The 22312-nt window shown below is 41.7% G+C and carries 18 protein-coding genes; 9 read left to right on the plus strand and 9 right to left on the minus strand.

The window, feature by feature from the left end; translation table 11 throughout:
* Positions 1-261 precede the first annotated feature (261 nt).
* The 3 genes from VXQ11_RS00005 to VXQ11_RS00015 all read right to left on the minus strand — a co-directional run bounded on the left by VXQ11_RS00005 (position 262) and on the right by VXQ11_RS00015 (position 3714).
* Positions 262-1056, minus strand: a complete 795-nt coding sequence (locus VXQ11_RS00005) for a hypothetical protein (protein WP_416705125.1) — start codon at positions 1054-1056, stop codon at positions 262-264.
* A gap of 290 nt (positions 1057-1346) precedes the next feature.
* The gene (locus VXQ11_RS00010) at positions 1347-2339 is read right to left on the minus strand and encodes a TauD/TfdA family dioxygenase (protein ID WP_416705126.1); all 993 of its coding nucleotides are present in this window, start codon (positions 2337-2339) and stop codon (positions 1347-1349) included.
* A gap of 100 nt (positions 2340-2439) precedes the next feature.
* Positions 2440-3714, minus strand: a complete 1275-nt coding sequence (locus tag VXQ11_RS00015) for a flavin-containing monooxygenase (protein ID WP_416705127.1) — start codon at positions 3712-3714, stop codon at positions 2440-2442.
* Between the two features lie 292 nt (positions 3715-4006).
* Here VXQ11_RS00015 and VXQ11_RS00020 point away from each other — a divergent pair, with 292 nt between their 5' ends.
* On the plus strand, positions 4007-5122 hold the full coding sequence (locus tag VXQ11_RS00020; RefSeq protein ID WP_416705128.1) for an S-(hydroxymethyl)glutathione dehydrogenase/class III alcohol dehydrogenase: 1116 nt from the start codon (positions 4007-4009) through the stop codon (positions 5120-5122).
* A gap of 134 nt (positions 5123-5256) precedes the next feature.
* Here the strand turns inward: VXQ11_RS00020 and VXQ11_RS00025 are convergent, their stop codons facing one another.
* The 3 genes from VXQ11_RS00025 to VXQ11_RS00035 form a co-directional block, all read right to left on the minus strand.
* Positions 5257-6048 (minus strand): phytanoyl-CoA dioxygenase family protein, encoded by a 792-nt coding sequence (locus tag VXQ11_RS00025; RefSeq protein WP_416705129.1) that lies wholly within the window; start codon positions 6046-6048, stop codon positions 5257-5259.
* Positions 6049-6289: 241 nt separating this feature from the next.
* Positions 6290-6763, minus strand: a complete 474-nt coding sequence (locus tag VXQ11_RS00030) for an FUSC family protein (protein WP_416705130.1) — start codon at positions 6761-6763, stop codon at positions 6290-6292.
* Positions 6760-7281 (minus strand): hypothetical protein, encoded by a 522-nt coding sequence (locus VXQ11_RS00035; protein ID WP_416705131.1) that lies wholly within the window; start codon positions 7279-7281, stop codon positions 6760-6762. The genes VXQ11_RS00030 and VXQ11_RS00035 overlap by 4 nt, the downstream gene beginning before the upstream one ends.
* 459 nt (positions 7282-7740) lie before the next feature.
* Between VXQ11_RS00035 and VXQ11_RS00040 the strand changes: the two genes are divergently transcribed.
* The 3 genes from VXQ11_RS00040 to VXQ11_RS00050 all read left to right on the plus strand — a co-directional run bounded on the left by VXQ11_RS00040 (position 7741) and on the right by VXQ11_RS00050 (position 10433).
* Positions 7741-8739, plus strand: a complete 999-nt coding sequence (locus VXQ11_RS00040; protein WP_144724628.1) for a putative oxygenase MesX — start codon at positions 7741-7743, stop codon at positions 8737-8739.
* A 58-nt stretch (positions 8740-8797) separates the two neighbouring features.
* Complete coding sequence (locus tag VXQ11_RS00045; RefSeq protein ID WP_416705132.1) at positions 8798-9841, plus strand: methionine synthase; 1044 nt, start codon at positions 8798-8800, stop codon at positions 9839-9841.
* Positions 9842-9938: 97 nt separating this feature from the next.
* Positions 9939-10433 carry a flavin reductase gene (locus tag VXQ11_RS00050; protein WP_064095816.1) on the plus strand — a complete coding sequence of 165 codons (495 nt, stop codon included), beginning with the start codon at positions 9939-9941 and terminating at the stop codon, positions 10431-10433.
* Positions 10434-10552: 119 nt separating this feature from the next.
* On the opposite strand, the gene VXQ11_RS00055 is transcribed toward VXQ11_RS00050, so the two are convergent.
* Together VXQ11_RS00055 and VXQ11_RS00060 are read right to left on the minus strand one after the other, a co-directional pair.
* Positions 10553-12301, minus strand: coding sequence for a tannase/feruloyl esterase family alpha/beta hydrolase (locus tag VXQ11_RS00055; protein ID WP_064095737.1), 1749 nt, complete (start codon positions 12299-12301; stop codon positions 10553-10555).
* A 378-nt stretch (positions 12302-12679) separates the two neighbouring features.
* Positions 12680-14428, minus strand: a complete 1749-nt coding sequence (locus VXQ11_RS00060) for a tannase/feruloyl esterase family alpha/beta hydrolase (RefSeq protein WP_416705133.1) — start codon at positions 14426-14428, stop codon at positions 12680-12682.
* Between the two features lie 698 nt (positions 14429-15126).
* Here VXQ11_RS00060 and VXQ11_RS00065 point away from each other — a divergent pair.
* The 3 genes from VXQ11_RS00065 to VXQ11_RS00075 are packed head-to-tail and all read left to right on the plus strand — an operon-like array spanning position 15127 to position 18285.
* Entirely contained in the window at positions 15127-16356 is a 1230-nt protein-coding gene (locus VXQ11_RS00065) for an efflux RND transporter periplasmic adaptor subunit (protein WP_416705333.1), read from the plus strand.
* Entirely contained in the window at positions 16353-17576 is a 1224-nt protein-coding gene (locus tag VXQ11_RS00070) for an ABC transporter permease (RefSeq protein WP_416705134.1), read from the plus strand. Before VXQ11_RS00065 ends, VXQ11_RS00070 begins: the two co-directional genes overlap by 4 nt.
* On the plus strand, positions 17569-18285 hold the full coding sequence (locus tag VXQ11_RS00075; protein WP_144724633.1) for an ABC transporter ATP-binding protein: 717 nt from the start codon (positions 17569-17571) through the stop codon (positions 18283-18285). The genes VXQ11_RS00070 and VXQ11_RS00075 overlap by 8 nt, the downstream gene beginning before the upstream one ends.
* Positions 18286-18642: 357 nt before the next feature.
* Here the strand turns inward: VXQ11_RS00075 and VXQ11_RS00080 are convergent, their stop codons facing one another.
* The gene (locus VXQ11_RS00080; RefSeq protein ID WP_416705135.1) at positions 18643-19143 is read right to left on the minus strand and encodes a Dps family protein; all 501 of its coding nucleotides are present in this window, start codon (positions 19141-19143) and stop codon (positions 18643-18645) included.
* A gap of 756 nt (positions 19144-19899) precedes the next feature.
* On the opposite strand from VXQ11_RS00080, the gene katE reads away from it, so the two are divergent.
* Both katE and VXQ11_RS00090 read left to right on the plus strand, forming a co-directional pair.
* Positions 19900-22023 carry a catalase HPII gene (gene katE, locus VXQ11_RS00085; RefSeq protein ID WP_416705136.1) on the plus strand — a complete coding sequence of 708 codons (2124 nt, stop codon included), beginning with the start codon at positions 19900-19902 and terminating at the stop codon, positions 22021-22023.
* 72 nt (positions 22024-22095) lie between these two features.
* Positions 22096-22305, plus strand: coding sequence for a hypothetical protein (locus VXQ11_RS00090; protein WP_278357435.1), 210 nt, complete (start codon positions 22096-22098; stop codon positions 22303-22305).
* Positions 22306-22312: the final 7 nt, after the last annotated feature.

A 22312-nucleotide genomic window follows, 5' to 3' on the forward strand; every position in this document is an offset into this window, starting at 1 on the left:
GTCCATGGTGATAAAAATCATCATAAACCAGACATTTTTATTGGTGAGAATATAGACACTTTAAATGGGTTCTAACAGGTGTACTTCGTATAACCGCCATTATGTTAAATGGGCTCAAAATTAGGAGAAAATTAAAATTCTTATGAATAAGAGATTTTATCTTAAATAAAAGCTCAGAGTTATTTAAAAGAGGGTTCAGGGTTTGAAAGGAATTCTGAAAAAATTTATTTTTATATTCTCCTAAGAGAATAATAAATAAAACTATTTTTGATCTACTGGTGATATATTCCAAGCCTTCAGAATTCGCCATATATTTGCGTCAATCTCTTGAACTTTATCAAAATGCTTTTGATCTACAATCCAATTAACTTTTACTCCTCCAAGAATAAACTCTTCAGAGCTCATGAATAATTGAAAATTCTGGTCTGGTGAGACATAAAACTGAAACCCTGAACTCAAAGCATTCATTGAATGACCGAAACACATTTTTCCTTTTGAACCATTATTAAACTGATAACAATCCACACCATTTTGAGTTTGCGTGGAGTTAATATTTAAGTTTTTCATTATCTCTGAATCAAAAAATTGCTTTGTATTCCTTTGTGTAGAGCCTCCTAATGTACTTATAAATACTTTGACTTGATCATAATGATCTAAAGTATATTCCCCATGAATACTATCGTCCGTTGCCTGTACAGTTGAACCATTTAACATCAAATTAAATTCAAGACCTCCTCCCATATCTATCATTGTCCAAGGCATTTCTTTTGCTTCCGACTCACTCAAAGATGGATACTTTTTAGGTTGATAGTTAATAGGGAATTGACCAAGATAATGCTCAAGGTGCGGTCGATAAAACTCTCGCTCACACTTCGTACAATGTGTGTCAGGTATATGTTTTCGTCTTTGTCCAAGTTCAGCTTTGATGATGAGCTGATCTGTAAATTTCCATATCACAATTTCTCCTTCTCGTGGAATATGTACTTTTTCTTGAGGCTTACAGCCTCCCAGAACCATTAAACCCATAAAAAAGACTGCTATTTTGAAATTATTCATTTTAAATTTCTTTAATTTTTAAAATATTTAGTAAGTATTTCTAAAATTAACATAATACACGTTATACGAAATTATTTTTAATTACCTTTTTAAATCATAGGTTTATTTTATGTTAAAAACCCAGATATGCCGATCTGGCTTTTTTAATAATTTTTCATGTTTCACACCTAGTATTTGAATAATGTTCCACAGTATTTTTTAAAAATCTTAAACATCATTACAAATCTTTCCGTGAACTAATCTTTAAAAAAGAGGCTATTTCAGCCTCTTTTTTATTATTCTCCAGAACCTTAAGCAGCTTGTCCTAAATCTTTTGGAATTCCATTACGCCCGGGGAAGTCTTTGGCTAAGCGTCGCGCATTTGGCATCTTTAACCATAACCGTAATAACTTACGACGTTTTTTTAGGTCATCATCATCTTCAAAAGAAGAACGTGAATGCATCACACAATAGTTATTACAAAATTGAATATCGCCCGGTTCAAGCATCATATCCAAACGTAAGCTTGGGTCATGACTGATCTCATCAAAAATATTCAGGGCCTCAATTTGCACTTGAGATAAGGGCATACCACGACGCTCATGCCCAAGTTCAATATAATGACGCAAATATCGACATGCCAATTTACCTTCGAAGTAACTAAAAACTGGTGTTAAAGATGGCTCAACCTCACCCAAATGATCGTACCAAGCAGTATGGTAAAAATAGCCCAAATATTCAGGGAACTGTTCCAAAATTCGGTTATATACGGTTGAAGAACTGACAATACTGCTCAGTCCACCATGTTTGGCCTTACGTATGGATAGTAAACCTACTACATCGCTTAAGTCAGAATGGTAAGGCAAATAATTATTAGTTTCATACACCCGCGTCATTTTTTGAGTCTTGTCACCGATATTTTCCACATAACCAAGCAAATCACCGCGTGCATTTTGCGTCACGGCATCACCCATATGTAAGCCTAACAGATAATAGAGATTGGCCAATTCTGCTTCGCTATATTTATTGGCATCCAAACCACGAATCACGATAAAACCATAACCATTTTCAAGCTCATTCGAGATCTTCTCAACTTCAGCTAAAAACACAGGATCTTCAATATAAGCATCATATTTGTTAAATTCCGGTGCATTTAAGTTTTTGGCTTCAAGCACTTTAAGTGCTTGATCTAGCACAGCCAATATATGCGGTGAAAGCTGGTAGATCCAATCAGTCTGATCTGCAATTTCACTGCCGATCCATGCACATTTATCGGTAATTTTTGATTTTAAAATGCTGTTCATAGCACCCCCAAGACATAACTTTTAACTACGGTAGAGACCAACAAAAAAATGCACATATCAGCCGATCAAGCTCTATAGGTGCATTTCAGTCCATTAGTCCTTAAGCTGAGTGTTTCAATAAATTCTTATCGGTTTGATATTCCTTGTATTTACGCTGAATATCGATATGTTCAGCGATATGTTTGGCATCGTGCCATACCCCCCAAATAAAGCTCGAGCCACGACCCGTTAAATAAGGTAATCCCAGGAAATACACACCACGTTGTGGAGAAATTCCTTGTTTCTGAATGGGTTTATTGAACTCATCAAAGGCATCGACCTGTAACCAGCTAAAGTCATAGCCAAAGCCTGATGCCCAAATTACAGTGCTAATGTTGTTGGCTTGCATATCCAGCTCAAGGATTGGATTGGTCACGCATTCAGGATTTGGCAATAATGTGCGTGCTTGCGGTTCAGGTGGTAAATCCAAACCATTGTTGGCGATATAGGCATCTGCTTCATCATAGAAAGCCATTAATGCCGCATCACCCTCATCGAGATTCTGTTTCAGGTTGTTTTTAAATTTCACTGTGTGTTTATCAAAGGATTCGGTACTGCCGACCAAGGTGATGCCCTGTTTTGCCAAGACACGGAAATCGACATTAATCCCACCATGCGCACCACTCACGGCAAATCCTTTGAGTGGGCCTGTATCGGTACGCATAAAGTCCCAACCCCCCAGTACTCCTAACCACCATACATTGTCGCGATTACGATAAGTACGAGGTGGACGCTCATGACGACCCACAGACAGATAGACCTTTTTACCGGCACGATTCAGCTCATCGGCAATTTGCACACCTGAAGAACCTGCACCAATCACGAGAACTGCACCTTCAGGCAGTTGTTCAGGATTTTTATAATCGTCCGAGTGAATTTGATAAAAAGATGGATTTTGCAATGCCACGGGTGGAATCACGGCTTTTTGGAAGGCACCCGTTGCAGAGACGATATGTTCGGCGTAAATGGTGCCTTCTGATGTTTCTACGGTATAGCCCACACGACCCACAGATTTATGAACTTTATGAACGGTCACACCAGTATGAATCGGAAGATTGAATTTTTTAGCATAGTTTTCAAAGTATTCTGCGACTTGATCATGGTGTACAAATGCCTCAGGATCGGCATTAAATTCCATATTGGGGAAACGGTCATGCCAGCAAGGGCCATTGGCAACCAATGAGTCCCAACGACGGGTACGCCAAGCTTCTGCAATCCGATTTTTCTCTAACACCACATGTGAAATCCCTAACAGGGTCAAATGCTCACTCATTGCCACGCCAGCCTGACCTGCACCCACAACCACAGTATCTACCATAAAATGATCTAATTTCATTGTCTCTATCCTTTTCTTTATGCTCACTGTGACAGTGTGCTGATTATTTTTTTGTTTTTTGGAAGTCCGACACTTCACAAAAAATCAAATCTGTTTCGATGGATTCAATATAAGTAGGTCGGTTGAATAGCGAAAATCATATAAGCAGAACATATGAATCAAAAAAACCGAATTGCTTCAATCATCTGAACTTCATATAAAAGTGAAGAGAAATTTTTGAATAAAAATTTTATTGTTTGTTTAATTTTTTAAACCAGCGATACCATATATTGCAGGATCAGCAGGACCAAATATGAAATCACGTGCAGCAGTTGCTTTTGCTCCAGGACAGCCTTTACAGATTGTGGAACTGGATGTTGAACCGCCCAAGGCAGGAGAAGTCCTGGTCAAAATCACTCATACAGGGGTGTGTCATACCGATGCCTTCACTTTATCAGGTGCTGACCCTGAAGGTGTATTTCCTGCAGTACTTGGGCACGAAGGCGCAGGTATTGTGGTTCAGGTAGGAGAGGGAGTTACCAGTGTGCAAGCGGGTGACCATGTGATTCCACTCTATACCGCAGAATGTGGTGAATGCTTATTCTGTAAATCAGGTAAAACCAATCTATGTGTGGCCGTTCGTGCGACTCAAGGTAAAGGTGTAATGCCAGATGGCACCACCCGTTTTTCTTATCAGGGTCAACCGATTTTTCACTACATGGGCTGTTCAACCTTTTCAGAATATACCGTGGTGGCGGAAGTCTCGTTGGCAAAAGTGAACCCGGAAGCCAATCCTCAACATGTATGTTTGCTTGGCTGTGGCGTAACCACCGGGATTGGGGCAGTGCATAACACAGCCAAAGTCCAAGAAGGGGATTCAGTCGCCGTGTTTGGTCTGGGAGGCATTGGTCTGGCGGTGGTACAAGGTGCACGTCAGGCCAGAGCGGGCAAAATTATTGTGGTCGATACCAACCCAGATAAATTTAAACTGGCAGCAGAGTTTGGTGCGACTGACTTTATTAACCCGAAGGATTATGACAAGCCTGTCCAGGAAGTGATTGTAGAAATGACCGGTTGGGGCGTGGATCATTCCTTCGAATGTATTGGCAATGTCAATGTGATGCGTTCAGCACTTGAATGTGCACACCGTGGTTGGGGACAGTCAATTATTATCGGTGTTGCAGGGGCAGGTCAGGAAATTTCAACTCGTCCCTTTCAATTGGTGACTGGCCGCAAATGGATGGGCACTGCATTTGGTGGTGTGAAAGGGCGTAGCCAATTGCCAGGTATGGTCGAAGATGCCATGAAAGGCAAGATTCAGTTAGAGCCATTTGTGACCCATACCATGGGCTTGCAACAGATTAATGAGGCCTTTGATTTAATGCATGAAGGCAAATCGATTCGTACTGTTATTCACTTTTCTGAATAACATTCCTTAAGTTAAAAAGCTCCAGTCATTGGGGCTTTTTATCAAATTCAATGTTTCCTCATCCAAATAAAAAAACCAATGTTCAAACAGGCGAACATTGGTAACAGAGGAAATAACAGTTGTGGAGAGCTAAGTTAGGCTACGAACGGAAACTCATCTTCAGGTAATGCATCCCCCGTAGAGAGCTTGCCAATATATTGCGGGTACTGTGGAGAAGTTTTCCCGCCACGATTGACATAGACTGCATCATCCCCTAACCAGCGGAATGAGACTGCACGTCTTGCATGTTGAGTAGATGCATTGCCTGGCGCGCCATGAATGGTCAGATAATTAAATGCAATCGCATCACCCGGTTCCAGTGCCCAGCCGACAATATTGTAGTCTTCACGCTGGCTATCAATATCTGGAAGGATTTCTTCAGGCGTGTCGCCATGATCATAGTATTCTCCGTTAAAGCTTTGTGGCTTGAAATGTTTACCCCATTTGTGCGAGCCGGCAATAAACTCAATGGCAGATTCTCTCGCTACCGGATCCAGGGGAATCCATAGACTTAAGGTCTGTTTTGCATCTACAGGATAATAAGGTGCATCATGATGCCAAGGCGTAACCTTGGATGAACCTGCACCTTTAACCAGTACATGTTCATGAAACATGCGCACACTTTGAGACTGCATTAAGGCTTTGACTATCTTGGCTGCGGGGCTTTGTTGGACAAATTTATTGAATGCATCAATGCGTTGCCAGTTACAATAATCTGCCCAGAACTGGCCGCGGGTCTGTCCAGGAGTATAGTCACGAAACCATTGACCAGGATTTTGTTGATTGGCTTTTATGCCGGATTCTAGCAAACCTACCCAGTCTTTAAAAAAGCCCCGTAAAACCACCACGCCATCTCGTTCAAATATTTCTCTTTCATCTTCCAGCATGCATGCTACTCCTTCATCAGTAGGGAAGAATCTATTTTCATCAATGTTTTTTGATGTTGAAGAAAATATAAGCATCAAAGTAGAAGATAAGAAATAAGCAATTTAAGAAGTAATGATTCGTTTTTTTTAAATTAAACATAGGATTATTAAAAGGTAGAAGAAGTATTGCAACAGCTCTATATCTTGTTCAAGTTATGGTTAGTCTCTCTCTTTTGAATAGCTGAATAATGCTTCACTCAAATTATTGTCTCAATTTTTTCAGAATCAGACTCGCCATAATGGCAAAAAAACCACCCAGGAATGTTTCATAAACTCTGGAAATCGGCACAAAATAATTTGGATGATAGGTATAGAAAGTTCTTTCGATTAATAAAATAACAAAGAGAGTAGTAGCAAAACTTTTAATTGAATTTGACATTTTAAGTAAACTAGGCAACATAAAGACTAGAGTTAAAAATATAAATAAATAAAAGTATGTGTGACTGAAGCTGACTACTTTGAAAAGTAATATAATAAATATGACTGCTACCAAACAGCCAATAAATCTATCTATTGTTTTACTTAGAATATCAATTTCTTTAGGTCTTAACAAAATTATAAAAGTGAGAGCTGACCAGTAGGGTTTATATAGTGAAAAAAAATAGGGAACATAGAGACTTAAAAAAGCAAATAAACTATATATAATTGACCGTGTAAATATTCTCTCATTCGTCAAATATGTACTTTTTGAAAAAAACCATTTTTAAAAGAATCGTTTTCATATTTTTTATAGCGCAATAGACTGAGTAGCACTAAACTGATAGTAATCCCTGTTAAGTAAGCATATATCATTTTTATATTTGCATTTTGAAAAATGGTTCCTATACAGGAAAAAATAAGTACAAAAGGAAATGTTCTGTCTATCGTCGGGTCTTTCCCATACATGAGATAGTAGAAAAAAGCTAATATGAATATATACAGATAGAATTCAATGGATATTTTTAATAAAAATCCGATAAAACCGCCCATTATCGCTAAAGATAATAAGAACCATATATATATTATGTTAGCTTTATCTTCTTTTGCTTCATATACTAAGTTGCTAAAAAGAACGGTGGTAAAACCGAAAACTAAACCAATCACACCAAAAAAATAATAACATATTCCACTATTTATAATTGAAATTAAAAGAAAAACCCCGTTATCATGAAAACTTATCTTTAAAATTAAGTTTTTTTTATTAATTGTCGTCATAAAAATTCCATCTAAAGAATTTTATTAAGTATTTTATTCTACCTTAATCTTTTTCACTCCCTATTTGCTCATGTATAAAGAAGGTAACTGCTTGTACAGTGGGGCCAGTTAATTTTTGCTGGCCGTTAAAATTCTTCAGTGAATAAATCAAAATTTTATAATTATTTTTTAGCCTCTTTTCTAGGGCTTCTTATTAAATATTCAAGCGTTAATCCTTTTTTAATGCCCAAAAAATCTTCAGTCGGTCCATAAGAGGGTATTGCCTATTTCAGATTCGATCCATGCAGAGGGGTAGTTTAGTCATGAGCCAACCAGCAAGCTAAAAACTCGCTAGATGAATTTTACTCACCTTTAACTGAATTTATATCGTTTTACTCATCTTGGGATTCACGCTTAAATAAAGCCAGACAGAAATTTAGCTTTTTATATTTTTATAAAAATTTAGGGTGGCATATCTCCATGACTACAGCATTTCAATGTTCAATTAAACGTATTCGTTTTGATGAGAACTACAAACCAGCAAACAATACACGTCTAACCACCAATTTTGCCAATTTAGCGCGTGGTGAAAGCCGTCAGGAGAATCTTCGTCGTACACTTGCGATGATTAACAACCGCTTTAACAGCTTGGCGACTGCCGATAATCCTAGAGGTGATCGTTATTCACTGGAGATTGATATCATCTCTGCTGAAATTGATATTGAGGGCAATGGTCAAACCTTTCCCTTTATTGAAACCTTGAAAAGTACAATTATCGACCATCATACCAATGAACGCATTGAAGGCATGATCGGGAATAGCTTCTCATCTTATGTACGTGATTATGATTTCAGTGTGGTATTGCCATCACTCGGCTGTAAGGCCAATGAAAAACCTGAAGACTTTGGTGACCTGCACGGCAAGCTGTACCAGCATCTTGTGAATTCAGCAGTCTTTAAAGCTGAATTTAATAAACAGCCAGTGATTTGCCTGAGTGTTTCAACCACGAAAACCTACTACCGTAGTGCGAATGTTCACCCGATATTAGGTGTGGAATACACCAATGATGACTACTCACGTACCGATGAATATTTTAAAAAAATGGGCTTAAGTGTTCGCTACTTTAAACCTGAAAATGGCAATGCACCCTTGGCATTCTATTTTGCGGGCGACTTGCTGCACGATTACACCGATTTTGAACTGATCAGTGCGATCAGCACCATGGAAAGCTTCCAGAAAATCTATCGTCCTGAAATTTACAACACAAATTCATCTGCAGGTGTGGTGTATCAGCCTAGCTTGAGCTATGGCGACTATTCATTAACTCGCATTGTCTATGACCGTGTTGAACGTGGGGAGCTGGCGGTCAAACAAGGTAAATGGACAGAGGAAAACTTCATTAAGCCGTATAAAGACATTCTGGATGAATGGGCTGTCAATTTTAAAGTAGCAACGGCTCAGCAAGACAACGCTGCCTGATAGATCACATATATAAACGAATTTAGATATAAACGAATTTAGAGAAAGAAGATTAGACATGGCACTTTTACAAGCTAAAAAGTTACTCCCGACCTCTACAGCAGGCAGCTTGCCAAAACCGTCATGGCTGGCAGAACCTGAAAAGCTTTGGTCAGCTTGGAAACTCGAAGGTGCAGAATTACTAGAAGCAAAACGTGATGCGTTAAAGCTGTCTTTGCATGAACAAGTCCATGCTGGCATTGATATTGTCAGTGATGGTGAACAGACCCGTCAGCACTTTGTGACCACGTTTATCGAGCATCTTGAAGGGGTGGATTTTGAGAAACGTGAAACCATGCGTATCCGTAACCGTTATGATGCCAGCGTACCTTCAGTAGTCGGTGAAGTTTCCCGTAAAAAAGCAGTGTTTGTGGATGATGCGAAATTCCTACGTAGCCAAACCACGCAGCCAATTAAATGGGCATTGCCTGGTCCAATGACCATGATTGATACGCTGTACGATGGTCACTACAAGAGCCGTGAAAAACTGGCATGGGAATTTGCCAAAATTCTGAATCAGGAAGCACTTGAGTTAGAGGCAGCAGGGGTCGATATCATCCAGTTTGATGAGCCAGCATTCAATGTGTTTTTTGATGAAGTGAATGATTGGGGCGTCGCGACTTTAGAGCGCGCGCTTGAAGGTCTGAAATGTGAAACTGCGGTACACATTTGCTATGGTTATGGCATTAAAGCCAATACCGATTGGAAAAAGACCTTAGGCAATGAGTGGCGTCAGTACGAAGCAGCCTTCCCTAAACTGCAACAATCAAAAATTGATATTGTATCGCTTGAGTGTCAAAACTCACGTGTACCGATGGATCTGATTGAGCTGATTCGGGGTAAAAAAGTCATGGTCGGTGCGATTGATGTTGCAACCAATCAAATCGAAACGCCTGAAGAAGTTGCCAATACACTGCGTAAAGCATTGCAATTTGTGGATGCAGACAAACTGTATCCATCAACCAACTGTGGGATGACACCGTTGTCTCGTCAAGTGGCTCGGGGCAAACTCGCAGCACTTAGTGCAGGAGCTGCGATTGTTCGTCAGGAGCTGGGTGCTTAAAAGAAGCATGGCTAAACCAGAGTAGGGTGAATGATCCGTAGATCATTTGCCTGCCTTTGAGTACAGGCACATCGTATATATAATTGAGATGAAAGAGATGATTGAAGCAATAGACTTTAGAAATGCAATGTCCCTGTTAACCACGTCTGTGAATGTGATCACGACCCAAGGTGTAGCAGGAATGCATGGCTTTACCGCATCGGCCGTATGCAGTGTGACTGATACCCCACCGACATTGCTGGTCTGTATGAATCAATCCTCTCGTTCACATGAACATTTCATTAAAAATAAAGTACTCTCAGTCAATGTACTCAGCACGCAGCATGAATACATCTCCAATGCATTTGCTTCAAGCAAATTTAACTCTGAAGATCGCTTTAAACTCGGTAAGTGGAGCACGCTTGAAACAGGTGCTCCAATTTTAGATGATGCTTTGGTGAGCTTTGATTGCCAGATTGAAGAAATTCAAAAAGTGGGCACACACAGTATATTTTTATGTCGTGTCATCGCGATTAGACAGAGTCAGCAGGAGGAAAGTCTGGTGTATTTTAACCGTGCGTATCATCAGGTCGGTCAATTAGAAACTGTTTAACTTTCCCTCGCTACAATGTTCTAGCCCTTATCGTGTTTAAATCCAGATAGCGAATTAAAACTGGAAGAAATAAAAGTTATTTCTTCCAGTTGAGTAAGCGTTTAAGTGAAGTGTAAAAGCTATCGAGCACAGTTAAAGCTTTCAGCTTTTTCGCTATCTCCCCGACCGCTATAACGTGCAATTAATGGGTATGGACAGAGTGGGCGGGTCCGGTTTGGTGCCCAGTTTGACGGGATTTCAGAATTAATGTCTCCACTCGGATTACCCGGACCGCGTGCAGTGGCAATAATACGGTCAGGTTTTTCACCATATTCCACCCATCTGACCAGTGCAGTCAGTCCATCAAACTGGTCAGTAGCCACACCCTGAGAAACATGGTTCATACCCGGAACCCGGAAAAATCGTACTGAATTCTGTATAGTGGCTGAATAACGTTGCAAAAGCTGATCATACCAGTTTTGTGATTCCTTCTCGGAGGTAGAGCCATCCGCTACTGCATGTACTACCATAATTTTACCTCCTCTTGAAGTGAGAGGCGTCACATTTAATGGATCAGGTGGTCCCATAAAAGCAGTTGAGCTTTCCTTATAGGTGTTATCTGTCCTGTATAGCTTGATAAGGTCAGTATCGAAATTATAATTCAAGATATATTCACTCGGTCTTTCCAATCCTAATAAATTAGGTGGAGTCTCGAACACAGTGCCTAATACTCCAGCACTACGATCTAAAGCGCTAAGAGGTGCTAGTTTCAAATTGGCCCATTTCTGTCCAACGATTCCTGGATCATAAGGTTCACTGACATAAAATTTTTCACCTTTAGAGTTTACAGGTGTATCAAATACAGCAGCGATAACCTGTATCTGTTCTGCTGACAGGCAGGTTCCATTACGTTCTCCCTGACACACCGGAACATCTCTTTGGATATTAAATTCTGATTGGCATCGGTCTACATCCTGTACCATGCCATCTACAATACCATCCAGCTTGTCACATTTATTTAAGACAGAATCCGCTACAACTTTTCTTTCAGCATCGGTAAAAGCTGTTATTGTCTCATCAATTTCCGTAGCGACTTTTCGGAGTTCTTTAAAATCATAAATTTGTGCTATTGATGAAAGAGGCGGCTCAAAGGAAGGCGAGTTGGCATAAATACCATCATATTCCCTTGGTAAGCGTGTAGCTGCATTCAGCGCCAGATTTCCACCTCGTGAAGCGCCACCTGCATAAGATCGGTCTGGCAGTTTGTCATAGCTAAACCTGATGAGCTGCTTTGCCATCGGGGTTAACTTGATCATCGAGTCATAACCATAATCAAGCCTGGCCTGTGGGTCTATACCAAAAGTAGTAATTTGTTCAAGTGTATGACCCATATCTGAGGAGATCACAGCAAAGCCTTCATATAAGGCATTGGTGAGTGGCCCCCCGCTTCCAACATAACCTAAGGCTGGAATGAGTTCTCCACCAAATCCACCATTGGCCTGAAAAAGAAAGCGGCCACTCCAGTCCAGAGGAAGACGCATCTCAAAACCAATTCGATACTCTTGCCCATCTATAGGACTGATTCGTGGAAACATATAGCCTGTGACTACACAATGGGCCCGAATGGGTTTTTCAGCTACAGTCACAGCACCCGCAGCCTCAGCAGTGGCTGAAGTAATCGTGGTATTGGCATATTGAAATGAACCCAGCTGTTCACACCGTTTCTTTATTTTAGCTCCAACAGCAGGTGATAATTGTGGTGTTTGATTAGAAGGAGGATTACCTTGATATCTGTCATTGTCATTATCGCCACCACAGGCTGCCAATAAAAAAGAAATCATCATAAGCAGGCTTAATCGGGATAATATATTGTTATTTAAATCATTCATTTGAAGCTCCATCTTGCAGTAAAACTAAATGGTTGAGTGACTTCATAGAAATATATTGATATTTAAATAGCCTGTTTCATTAAATAAAAGTTTTAATTATCAACAAGATCAAGAGTAATAACTCAAGAGTTATGAAGGCTGTTCTTATTTTAGCAATACTTAATGCCTGAAAGTGAGTCACTTTCAATATTTAAAGTTTTGTTACCTGATTTAATAAAACAGGAAGAGATGTGTACCTGAATCAGGATGCCCTTGAGTTAGAAGCAACCTTGCAAAGTGTAAGTGGAACAACTATAGAATTTCAAATTCCTCACTAAAACTGGAAGAAATAAAAGTTATTTCTTCCAGTTGAATAAGCGTTTAAGTGAAGGGTAGAAGCTATCGAGCACAGTTAAAGCTTTCAGCTTTTTCGCTATCTCCCTGACCACTATAACGTGCAATTAATGGGTATGGGCAGAGTGGGCGGGTCCGGTTTGGTGCCCAGTTTGACGGAATCTCGGGATTAATTTCTCCACTCGGATTGCCAGGACCTCGTGCAGTGGCAATGATACGATCAGGTTTTTCACCATATTCCACCCATCTGACCAGTGCAGTAAGTCCATCAAACTGGTCAGTAGCAACACCCTGAGAAACATGGTTCATACCTGGAACCCGGAAAAACCGAACGGAATTTTGTATATTGGCTGAATTGCGTTCCAAGAGTTGTTTATACCAGTTTTGTGACTCATACATGGAGGCAGTAGATCCATCTGCTACTGCATGGACTACAATAAGTTTACCTCCATTTGAAGTCAGAGGAGTCAGGTTTAGTGGATTAGGTGGTCCCATAAATTCAACCGAACTTTCTTTATAGGTACTATCTGTCTTGAATAACTTGATAAGATCGGTATCGAAATTATAATTCAATGCAAATTCCAGTGGATTTTGCAAAGGTGCCTCCTCAGGCGGGACCTGAAATGCAATTGCTGTGGCACTAGCAAGACCTTCTAGATATTGAGTAGAAAACAATTTTACATTGGCCCATTTCTGCCCGATGATACCCGGATCATAAGCTTCACCCACATAGAATTCTTCACCTTTAGAATTTACCGGAGCTTTAAATACATCGGAAATCACCTGAATCTGTTCTGCTGACAGGCAAGTACCATTTCTTTCACCCTGACAGACAGGAACATCTCTCTCAATATTAAATCGTGTCTGACACTGATCCACATCCTGCACCATACCATCGGTAATGCCATCAAGCTGGTCACACTGCCTTAAAACAGCATCTGCCACAACTTTTCTTTCTTCTAGAGTAAAAGCTGTCACTAAATCATCAACATCGGTGGCGACTTTTCTCAACTGTAGTGCATCATATATTTGTGCAACTATTGCCACTGGTACGTCAAATGGAGGTGAATTGGCATAAATACCATCAAATTCATTTGGTAATCGCGTAGCTGCAATTAATGCAAGGTTACCGCCACGGGAAGGTCCAGCAGCATAGGATCTGTCAGGCAGTTTGTCATAACTAAACTTGATGAGCTGCTTTGCCATCGGGGTTAACTTGGTCATGGCAGCATAGCCATAATCAAGTCGCGCCTGAGGATCCAGTCCAAAAGTAGAGTTTTGTTCAAGCGTATGGCCCATATCTGAAGAGATCACTGTAAAACCTTCATAGAGAGCATTGGTGAGTGGCCCCCCACTTCCGATAAAACCTAGCGCTGGAATGATCTCACCACCAAACCCTCCATTGCCCTGGAAAAGAAAACGGCCATTCCAGTCCAGAGGAAGACGCATTTCAAAACCAATACGATATTCTTGTCCATCTATAGGGCTGGTTCGTGGAAACATATATCCTGTCACCAGACAATGTGCCCGAATAGGTTTATTGGCAACGGTCTCAGCACCTGCCTCCAGGGCAGTAGCTGAAGTAATCGTGGTGTTGGCATACTGAAATGAACCGAGCTGTTCACACTGTTTCTTTATTTTAGCTCCAACAGCAGGTGATAATTGTGGTGTCTGGTTCGAAGGAGGATTACCTTGATAGTTGTTATTGCCATTATCACTACTGCAAGCGGCCAATAATGAAATCATCATCAGCAGGCTTAAACGGGATAATATATTGTTATTTAAATCATTCATTTGAAGCTCCATTTTGTGGGAAAGCTAAATGGTTGAGTGGCTTCATAAAAATTTATCGATATTTAATAGCTTGTTTTAATTAGATAAAAATTTTAACTATCAGTTAGATAAAGATTTTAAGATACAAGACTCTTAGAGTTATGAAGGTTGTGTGAAGTTTAGCAGATCTTAATGGCATAAGTGATATTCACTTTCAATACTTAAAGTTTTGTTACCTGATTTAATAAAACCGGATTCAATACGTAGCTCAACTATTTTTTATAAGGGTTATAACAAGCTATGAGCATCGAACAAGAACCTCAATAAAATGGAGAGGTAGAGTGAAATTTAGATAGAAAGAAAGCAAAGTCCTATCAATGCATGGGAAATAGAAATCTTCTGATTCGCTCAGAAATTTTAAGTGATACAAATAGCTTTAAAAGCGTTATAAAGATAATTCTTTTCAAAAAAATTAAAAAAAATAAACTGTTCAAAGATACATAGGTTGTAGTATCAAAGAGAGAATAGGAAACTTGATTAGGAAAATAAACAGCTTTTACTCAACACATCAGCCTGAAAAATGAGAGATGAAAGAAAAATAAAGGCGATATAGCCTAGAGTTTTTAGAAATATTTTTATAAGTTTAAATAAATATAAACAAATGCCTGTACCTTGTTCACTCATATACAATTATTTAATTCTCAACCGGAGATGTGCAATTGCGTGTTGGCCGTTATAAGTTATTGATCATCATTGTCTTGCTGATACTGGTACTGGCTTTTGCTCTATTTCGCTGGTGGCAGGGACCAAAGGTACCTAGTTATACCTTAAGCGCCATGCCGCTGGTACAAAATGTCGTTGCGAGCGGGCGGGTCACGACCGTGGCACGGACTCAGATCGGCAGCGAAATTACCGGGGTGGTTCTCGAAACAAGAGTCAAAGAGGGGGATAAAGTCAAGCCGGGTGACCTGTTGGTGGTACTGAAATCTGATGAGCTTCTGGCCCAGGTCAAGCAAGCCGAGCTGGCACTCACCGATTTGGCTAAGGTCAAGCGCCCACAGGCAGAGGCCGAACTGGCCAGTGCCAAAGCGCAACTGGATCAGGCCAGCCGTGAAGCAGCACGTAGACGCGCTGCTGGTGTAGGCATACTCTCGGCTGAAGAAATAGAACAGGCGGTAGAGACAGAAAGGGTCGCACGTAACAATTTTGAAACGGCGCGCCTGAAAGCAGAAGCCCTGGCATCCGGACAAGTTGAAGAAGCTTCACTGCGCCAACAGCTCGCGGTGGCACAGGCGCAACTGGCCAAGGCAAAAATACGTTCTACGGTGGCAGGAACAGTGCTGACACGTGATGTAGAGCCTGGCGATCTGGTTCAGCCTGGACAAACACTATTTACGGTGGCCTTGAATGGCAATACGGAAATTCGGGTACCCTTGGATGAACGGAACTTGCCACAACTGGCCTTAGAGCAAACAGCTACTGTGATTGCAGATGCGTATCCGGATCAGAGCTTTCCGGCGCGTATCAGCTTTATTGCACCGAGTATTGATCCGCAACGTGGTACAGTAGAAGTCAGATTAGTTGTTAATCCGGTACCTGATTTTCTTCGGCAGGATATGACTGTTTCGGTCAATGTCGAGACTGCCAGAAGGGAGCGAGCACTCGCCATTCCCAATGATGCCTTAAGCAGTGTCAAAGGCGATAAGGCAGTGGTGTTAATGGTTCGTGATAAAAAAATAAAGCATCAGCAGGTCCGTTTAGGCCTGCGTGGCCTGACCATGTCCGAAGTAGTTTCCGGCTTGAAAGCAGGTGACCAAGTATTGGTGAATGCAGACTCTTCATTAAAGGATGGGGCTAGAGTTCGGGTAGAGCCGCAAACAACCTCCGTGATGAATTCTGCTAATGATAATACAGATAGTAAAAATGAATTACCGGTGAATTTCGATTGAAAAATTTTCTTGGGCGGCTCTGGATCGAATGGAAAATCGCGGTCAGTTTTTTGCGCGAGGGCCGGGCACAATCTCTGATGATCACTGTCGGCGTCGCGGTAGGCGTGGCTGTAATTGTATTCATTACTGCTTTGATTCAGGGGCTGCAAGCAAATATTATTGAACGTACGCTAGGCACCCAGGCCCATATTCGTCTGCTGTCACCAGATGAAGTCAATCAGGTGGTGTCGCCTCCTGCGGGTACTGTGCAATTGTTGCAAGAAGATAAACGGGCACAGCGACTGCGTTCGATTAATAACTGGCAGCAGATTACCGAAACCCTGGACCAGTTGCCTGTGTTGACTGCTGTCTCACCGGTTGTGTCAGGGCCTGCCTTTGTTCAGCGCGGTGATGCGATCGAGTCGGTGGCGCTGGTCGGAATGAATCTGGAACGTTATCAGCAGATTATTCCCTTAAAAGAATATCTGATTAGCGGGCAGTTACGAGTTGGGGCAGATGATGTATTGATTGGCAGTCAGTTGGCCAAAGATCTGGGAGTACAGGTCGGCAGCAAGCTGCGACTGGATACTGGTCAGCAGAACAGCGCTGTGGTCAATATTGCCGGTATATTCGAACTTGGGGTTCGTGATCTGGATGCTCGCTATGTTTATCTGGATTTAAAGCAGGCGCAGTCTTTGCTCTCCCTGCCGGGCGGAATAACAGTCATCGATCTGACCATTGATGATATTTTTCAGGCAGACCAGGTTGCAGCACAAATCGCGCGCCTGACTTCGTTGAAGACGGAAAGCTGGATTGAAACCAATACGCAGCTTATGAATGCAATTACTGCCCAAAGTCTATCGACCAATATGATTATTGTCTTTGTAGCGATTTCGGTTGCGTTCGGTATTGCCAGCGTCATGTCTGTCAGTGTGGTACAGCGCACCCGGGAGATTGGAATTTTGCGAGCGACCGGTGCGACCCAATCACAAATTTTGAGGGTTTTTTTGTTTCAGGGGGCAATCTTTGGCTTGCTTGGTTCAGTCCTGGGAAGCGTGGTCAGTTATGGTCTGGTTTGGGTATTTAATAACTTTGGTCCGGGATTATTCTATATTCCAATTTCGATTGAACTGGTCTTGTTGGCCCTATTGCTGGCGACATTAACAGGGGTGCTGGCTGCGGCAGTACCATCACGTCGGGCAGCGGCACTTGATCCGGTGGAGGCGATTCGTCATGTCTAATCAAGCTGAAGAAGTCCTACGTCTGGAAGCATTGCGAAAATCTTATAATATTGGCCAGCCGAATGAGGTGGAGATCTTGCATGGCATTGATCTGCGCATTGATCGCAATGACTTTGCTGCACTCATTGGCCCTTCGGGTTCTGGTAAAAGTACTTTATTAAACATTTTGGGGTTGCTGGATAAACCGACAAGTGGTGAACTGTATTTATTGGGACAGCCTACCAGCGCGATGGATGATGCCGCCCGTACTGCATTGCGTGGCACCAGCATCGGATTTGTATTCCAGTTTCATCACCTGATCCAAGCCTTTAGTGCAATGGATAATATTTTAATGCCTTTAATGATGGCGCAAGGCAAGCCGAATCAGCAGGCATTGCAACGCGCACGAGATTTGCTGGCCGCAGTAGGACTGGAAAAATTTGCTGAACGTAAACCGAATGAACTTTCGGGAGGACAGCAGCAGCGGGTAGCCATTGCGCGAGCCTTGATCACTGAGCCGGCATTATTATTGGCAGATGAACCTACAGGCAATCTGGATACCCAGACTGCGGCTGACATGTTTGAGCTGTTCCGTAAAGTGCATCGTGAACGTGGTTGTGCTGTACTTCTGGTGACGCATGATCCGCGCCTGTCAGCCACTTGTGACCGTACCATTAATCTGGTCGATGGCCGGATTGAAAGTGATTCTAGCAATTCTCCTCAAGATTAAGCTGTACTGCAAGGAACCAGGAGAGCTAATTTTTTGAAGCGAGAAAAGATATTTCAGATTTATAGCTTTCAAAAAATGATCGCCATAGCTGAGAATGAAATAATCTGGAAACAACCTACTGGTTAAAAAGGATGCAGGCGAGTGCCTACATCCTATCCTTAAGATTTTGACGGTTTGATTTTGATCACCTTGTTTTAGGCTACTTTCTTTTCAGCCGCTTTAGTCACTTAGGATCAATAAATCTAACTAATAAAACTAATAAAAACGTTAGGGCGTACCTATGCACTTAGGGTGCTCTGTTAAATATCTACTTCACCCTGTGAATAAGCCGGGCTTCTCATTTTATGCAGTATGGCTCTATTGCTGCAGACTGCTTCTGAGCATCCAGGCCGTTTTTTCGTGCACTTCCAGACGCTGCGTAAGAATATCAGCTGTCGGCTGATCATTTGCCTCTTCAATCGTTGAAAAAATACTTCTGGCGGTACGTGCCACAGTTTCATGTGCATCTACGAGTAAACGCAACATTTCGTCAGCAGTGGGTACACCTTCGACTTCCTGAATGGAGGTAAGTTTTACAAACTGTTTATAGGTGCCTGGTGCTGCGAAACCCAAAGCACGGATACGTTCAGCAATAATATCCAGTGCATTCCACTGCTCAGTGTATTGCGTCATAAACATGTTATGCAGACTGTTGAACTGGGGGCCGGTGACATTCCAGTGGAAATTATGAGTCATCAAATACAGGGTATAACTGTCTGCTAAGAGTCTGGACAAACCGTCGACAATTTTGGCGCGATCATCATGAGAAATCCCGATATCAATTTTCATTGCTTTAGATTCTTTTTTAGAAGAGGCCATGCTCTTACTCCTTAAAACTTAATGCGATATGGTGTATGAGAATAAATTCGGATGGATTCAAAAACCTGAGTCAGAAGATGAAGTCATCCCTATAACTGGATAGTTGATCTCTCTATGAGGAGATCGATTTAAGTGGTTATAAGTTATAGATATTAGATGAGTATGCAGACATAAAGTTTAGTCATTATGTATAAGTGAGACGTAGGAGTGTAACCATTTAAAAATGACCATTTTGATCACGTTTACTAGCTAACGAGTTAATTCTTTAAAGCAAATGGATGCTTTAAAAAGTCTTTATCATTTCAGAAGTGTAATAATCTAGAGTGCTGATTTATGAGTAAAATCACGTATTCTTATACTTAATCCGACTTACCCCCATCATTGGAGTATTTCTAATATCTTATTTTAAATAAATGGTTTATGTGAAAATTTAAAACATAAATAAAGCGAGAGTTTATAAAAAAATAACACAACACTGCCTTAATTAAACAAGTGACTACAAACAATAATAAATCTTACTTCTAAATGCAGTTATGTTAGGACACAGGCGAAACCAATAACAATATTCCCAGAAAAGCAAAAATGCTTCGAGTCAGCATATTCAGAAAAAATGTGAGGCTGATACAGGATCGGCTGTAGCAGATTGACTTGCGGGATGATTTTGATTCGGTAAGCCATGCAAAATATCAGCTCAAGCGATTTTGAGACAGACAAAAATATCTGCACTAAACTCAAGCTCAGCAAGGAAAAAACATCATGAAAATTAAGGCCAATAGCCCTGCGTCTGGAAAAGACGGTTTAGATAAACAAAATACCAATAAAAAAAGTGAGCAGCTCGATGTATATCGCAGTGATGCGACCGAGCAGGCACTCACCACCAATCAAGGGGTTAAAATTTCCGACAACCAGAACAGTCTCAAGGCAGGCGTTCGCGGTGCCACCTTGATCGAAGATTTCATTCTTCGGGAAAAAATTACCCATTTTGACCATGAACGAATTCCTGAACGTATTGTGCATGCCCGTGGTGTTGGCGCACATGGCTATTTTGAGGCTTATCCGGGGAATGAAAAACTCACCAAAGCTAGCTTCCTGACCAATACCGACGTACAAACACCAGTATTTGTGCGTTTTTCTACCGTACAGGGACCGCGTGGCTCAGCAGATACCGTGCGCGACATTCGTGGTTTTGCCACCAAGTTCTATACTGAAGAAGGTAATTTTGATTTAGTGGCGAATGATGCTCCGGTATTTTTTATTCAGGATGGCATCAAGTTCCCGGATTTCGTGCATGCCGTCAAGCCTGAACCACAGACCGAGATTCCTACCGGTGCCACTGCACATGATACTTTTTGGGATTTTGTCTCATTGGTTCCTGAATCTGCACATGCGGTCATGTGGGCCATGTCAGATCGAGGCATCCCACGTAATTTAAGAGCCATTCAAGGCTTTGGTGTGCATACTTTCCGTTTTATCAATGCCGAGAATAAAGCAGTTTTTGTGAAATTCCACTGGACCCCCAAACAGGGTCTCGCCCAGCTAGTCTGGGATGAAGCACAAAAACTGGCGGGTAAGGATCCGGATTTCCATCGTCGTGACTTATATGAAGCGATTGCCTCCGGTAACTATCCGGAATGGGAGCTAGGTGTACAGGTGGTTCCAGAAGAAGATGAGATGAAGTATGACTTTGACTTACTGGATCCAACCAAGATTATTCCGGAAGAACTGGTGCCCGTGACGCCGATTGGCAGAATGGTGCTGAACCGCAATGTCGATTATTTCTTCGGTGAAACCGAGCAGGTGGCATTCTGTCCGGGACATATTGTGCCAGGACTGGATTTTACCAATGATCCATTATTACAAGCACGTCTGTTCTCCTATACCGATACTCAGCTTAGCCGTTTAGGTGGTCCGAACTTCCACCAGATCCCAATTAACAAGCCGGTTTGTCCATTCCACAATAATCAGCGTGACGGTTTACATCAGCGTATTGTACATACCGGTCAAGCCAGTTATGAGCCGAATTCGATTGATAATAACTGGCCGGCTGAAACTCCGCCTGCAGCACAAGGCGGTGGCTTTGAAAGTTATCAGGAACGTATTGATGGACACAAGATCCGTCAGCGTAGCGAATCATTCAGCGATCACTTTAGTCAGGCCCGTCTTTTCTACCGCAGCCAGGCGCCACATGAGCAAAAGCACATTGTCGATGCCTATGTCTTCGAGCTGAGCAAGGTGGAGCGCAAATATATTCGTGAGCGTGAAGTTCTGGAAGTGCTCTGCAATATCGATCTGGACTTGGCTCAACAAGTGGCTGATCAATTGGGTATTGAAATTCCGGCAGAGAAAAAAGCTGCGAAATTACCGGATGTGCAGATTTCACCACGCTTATCTTTCGAGGCATTTAAACCTGAAGATATTAAGGCACGAAAAATTGCCCTGCTGGTACACGATAAAGCCAATGAGGCCAGTATCAAAGCTGTTCAAGCCTGGGCAGAATCAGAAGGGGCTGTAGTGGATGTACTGACTCCAAAACCGGGTCCGGTACTGGGTCTGCAAGGTGATGTGATTCCTTCCGATGGTATGCAAAAAGCCGAGCCATCCATCGCCTATGATGCCGTGGTGATTGCTGACGGTGACAATTACGATGTGGTGATGAAAGACGGGGTGGCAACTCATTATCTGCTGGAAGCCTACAAGCATTTAAAACCAATTGTGTTCCTGGGCGATAAAGGCAAGCTGATTGAACATTTACGCTTGGTTAGTGATGAAGGAACCTTGGCAAACGGACAGTTTGAAGCAGTACAAGATAGCTTTAAGACTTTGATCCTGAATCATCGTGTCTGGGCGCGTGAAGCTATTGCGGAAGCGATTCCTGCTTAAATTACCCATGCTATTATGTTGGAGGATAGAGGTTCCGGCTTCTATCCTCCCGGTTTTTATATGGACGAAGAGATGGTGAAACCGGATGTCAAAAAGTTGTTGGCACAGGTACAGCAAGCCAAATGGAGCAGAGAACAGGATATTTATCTCATTGAGCATAATCATTTGCCTTTAGCTGAACTCATGCAGCAACTCTGTTTCAATGAAGAGGAGATTAATGCAAGGCGTAAGGTATTAGGATTAACTACACGTTTGAAACAAATGCGTAAGCTTTCTCACTAACTGAAAT

This window comes from Acinetobacter sp. 197 (assembly GCF_048148385.1).
Taxonomy (GTDB): Bacteria; Pseudomonadota; Gammaproteobacteria; order Pseudomonadales; family Moraxellaceae; genus Acinetobacter; species Acinetobacter pecorum.

Coding starts and splice junctions, on each gene's coding strand:
- VXQ11_RS00045 (WP_416705132.1), top strand. CDS start 8,798: ATGGCACTTTTACAAGCTAAAAAGTTACTCCCGACCTCTACAGCAGGC.
- VXQ11_RS00060 (WP_416705133.1), bottom strand. CDS start 14,428: ATGAATGATTTAAATAACAATATATTATCCCGTTTAAGCCTGCTGATG.
- VXQ11_RS00035 (WP_416705131.1), bottom strand. CDS start 7,281: ATGACGACAATTAATAAAAAAAACTTAATTTTAAAGATAAGTTTTCAT.
- VXQ11_RS00020 (WP_416705128.1), top strand. CDS start 4,007: ATGAAATCACGTGCAGCAGTTGCTTTTGCTCCAGGACAGCCTTTACAG.
- VXQ11_RS00025 (WP_416705129.1), bottom strand. CDS start 6,048: ATGCTGGAAGATGAAAGAGAAATATTTGAACGAGATGGCGTGGTGGTT.
- VXQ11_RS00010 (WP_416705126.1), bottom strand. CDS start 2,339: ATGAACAGCATTTTAAAATCAAAAATTACCGATAAATGTGCATGGATC.
- VXQ11_RS00080 (WP_416705135.1), bottom strand. CDS start 19,143: ATGGCCTCTTCTAAAAAAGAATCTAAAGCAATGAAAATTGATATCGGG.
- VXQ11_RS00040 (WP_144724628.1), top strand. CDS start 7,741: ATGACTACAGCATTTCAATGTTCAATTAAACGTATTCGTTTTGATGAG.
- VXQ11_RS00075 (WP_144724633.1), top strand. CDS start 17,569: ATGTCTAATCAAGCTGAAGAAGTCCTACGTCTGGAAGCATTGCGAAAA.
- VXQ11_RS00055 (WP_064095737.1), bottom strand. CDS start 12,301: ATGAATGATTTAAATAACAATATATTATCCCGATTAAGCCTGCTTATG.
- katE (WP_416705136.1), top strand. CDS start 19,900: ATGAAAATTAAGGCCAATAGCCCTGCGTCTGGAAAAGACGGTTTAGAT.
- VXQ11_RS00090 (WP_278357435.1), top strand. CDS start 22,096: ATGGTGAAACCGGATGTCAAAAAGTTGTTGGCACAGGTACAGCAAGCC.
- VXQ11_RS00005 (WP_416705125.1), bottom strand. CDS start 1,056: ATGAATAATTTCAAAATAGCAGTCTTTTTTATGGGTTTAATGGTTCTG.
- VXQ11_RS00015 (WP_416705127.1), bottom strand. CDS start 3,714: ATGAAATTAGATCATTTTATGGTAGATACTGTGGTTGTGGGTGCAGGT.
- VXQ11_RS00050 (WP_064095816.1), top strand. CDS start 9,939: ATGATTGAAGCAATAGACTTTAGAAATGCAATGTCCCTGTTAACCACG.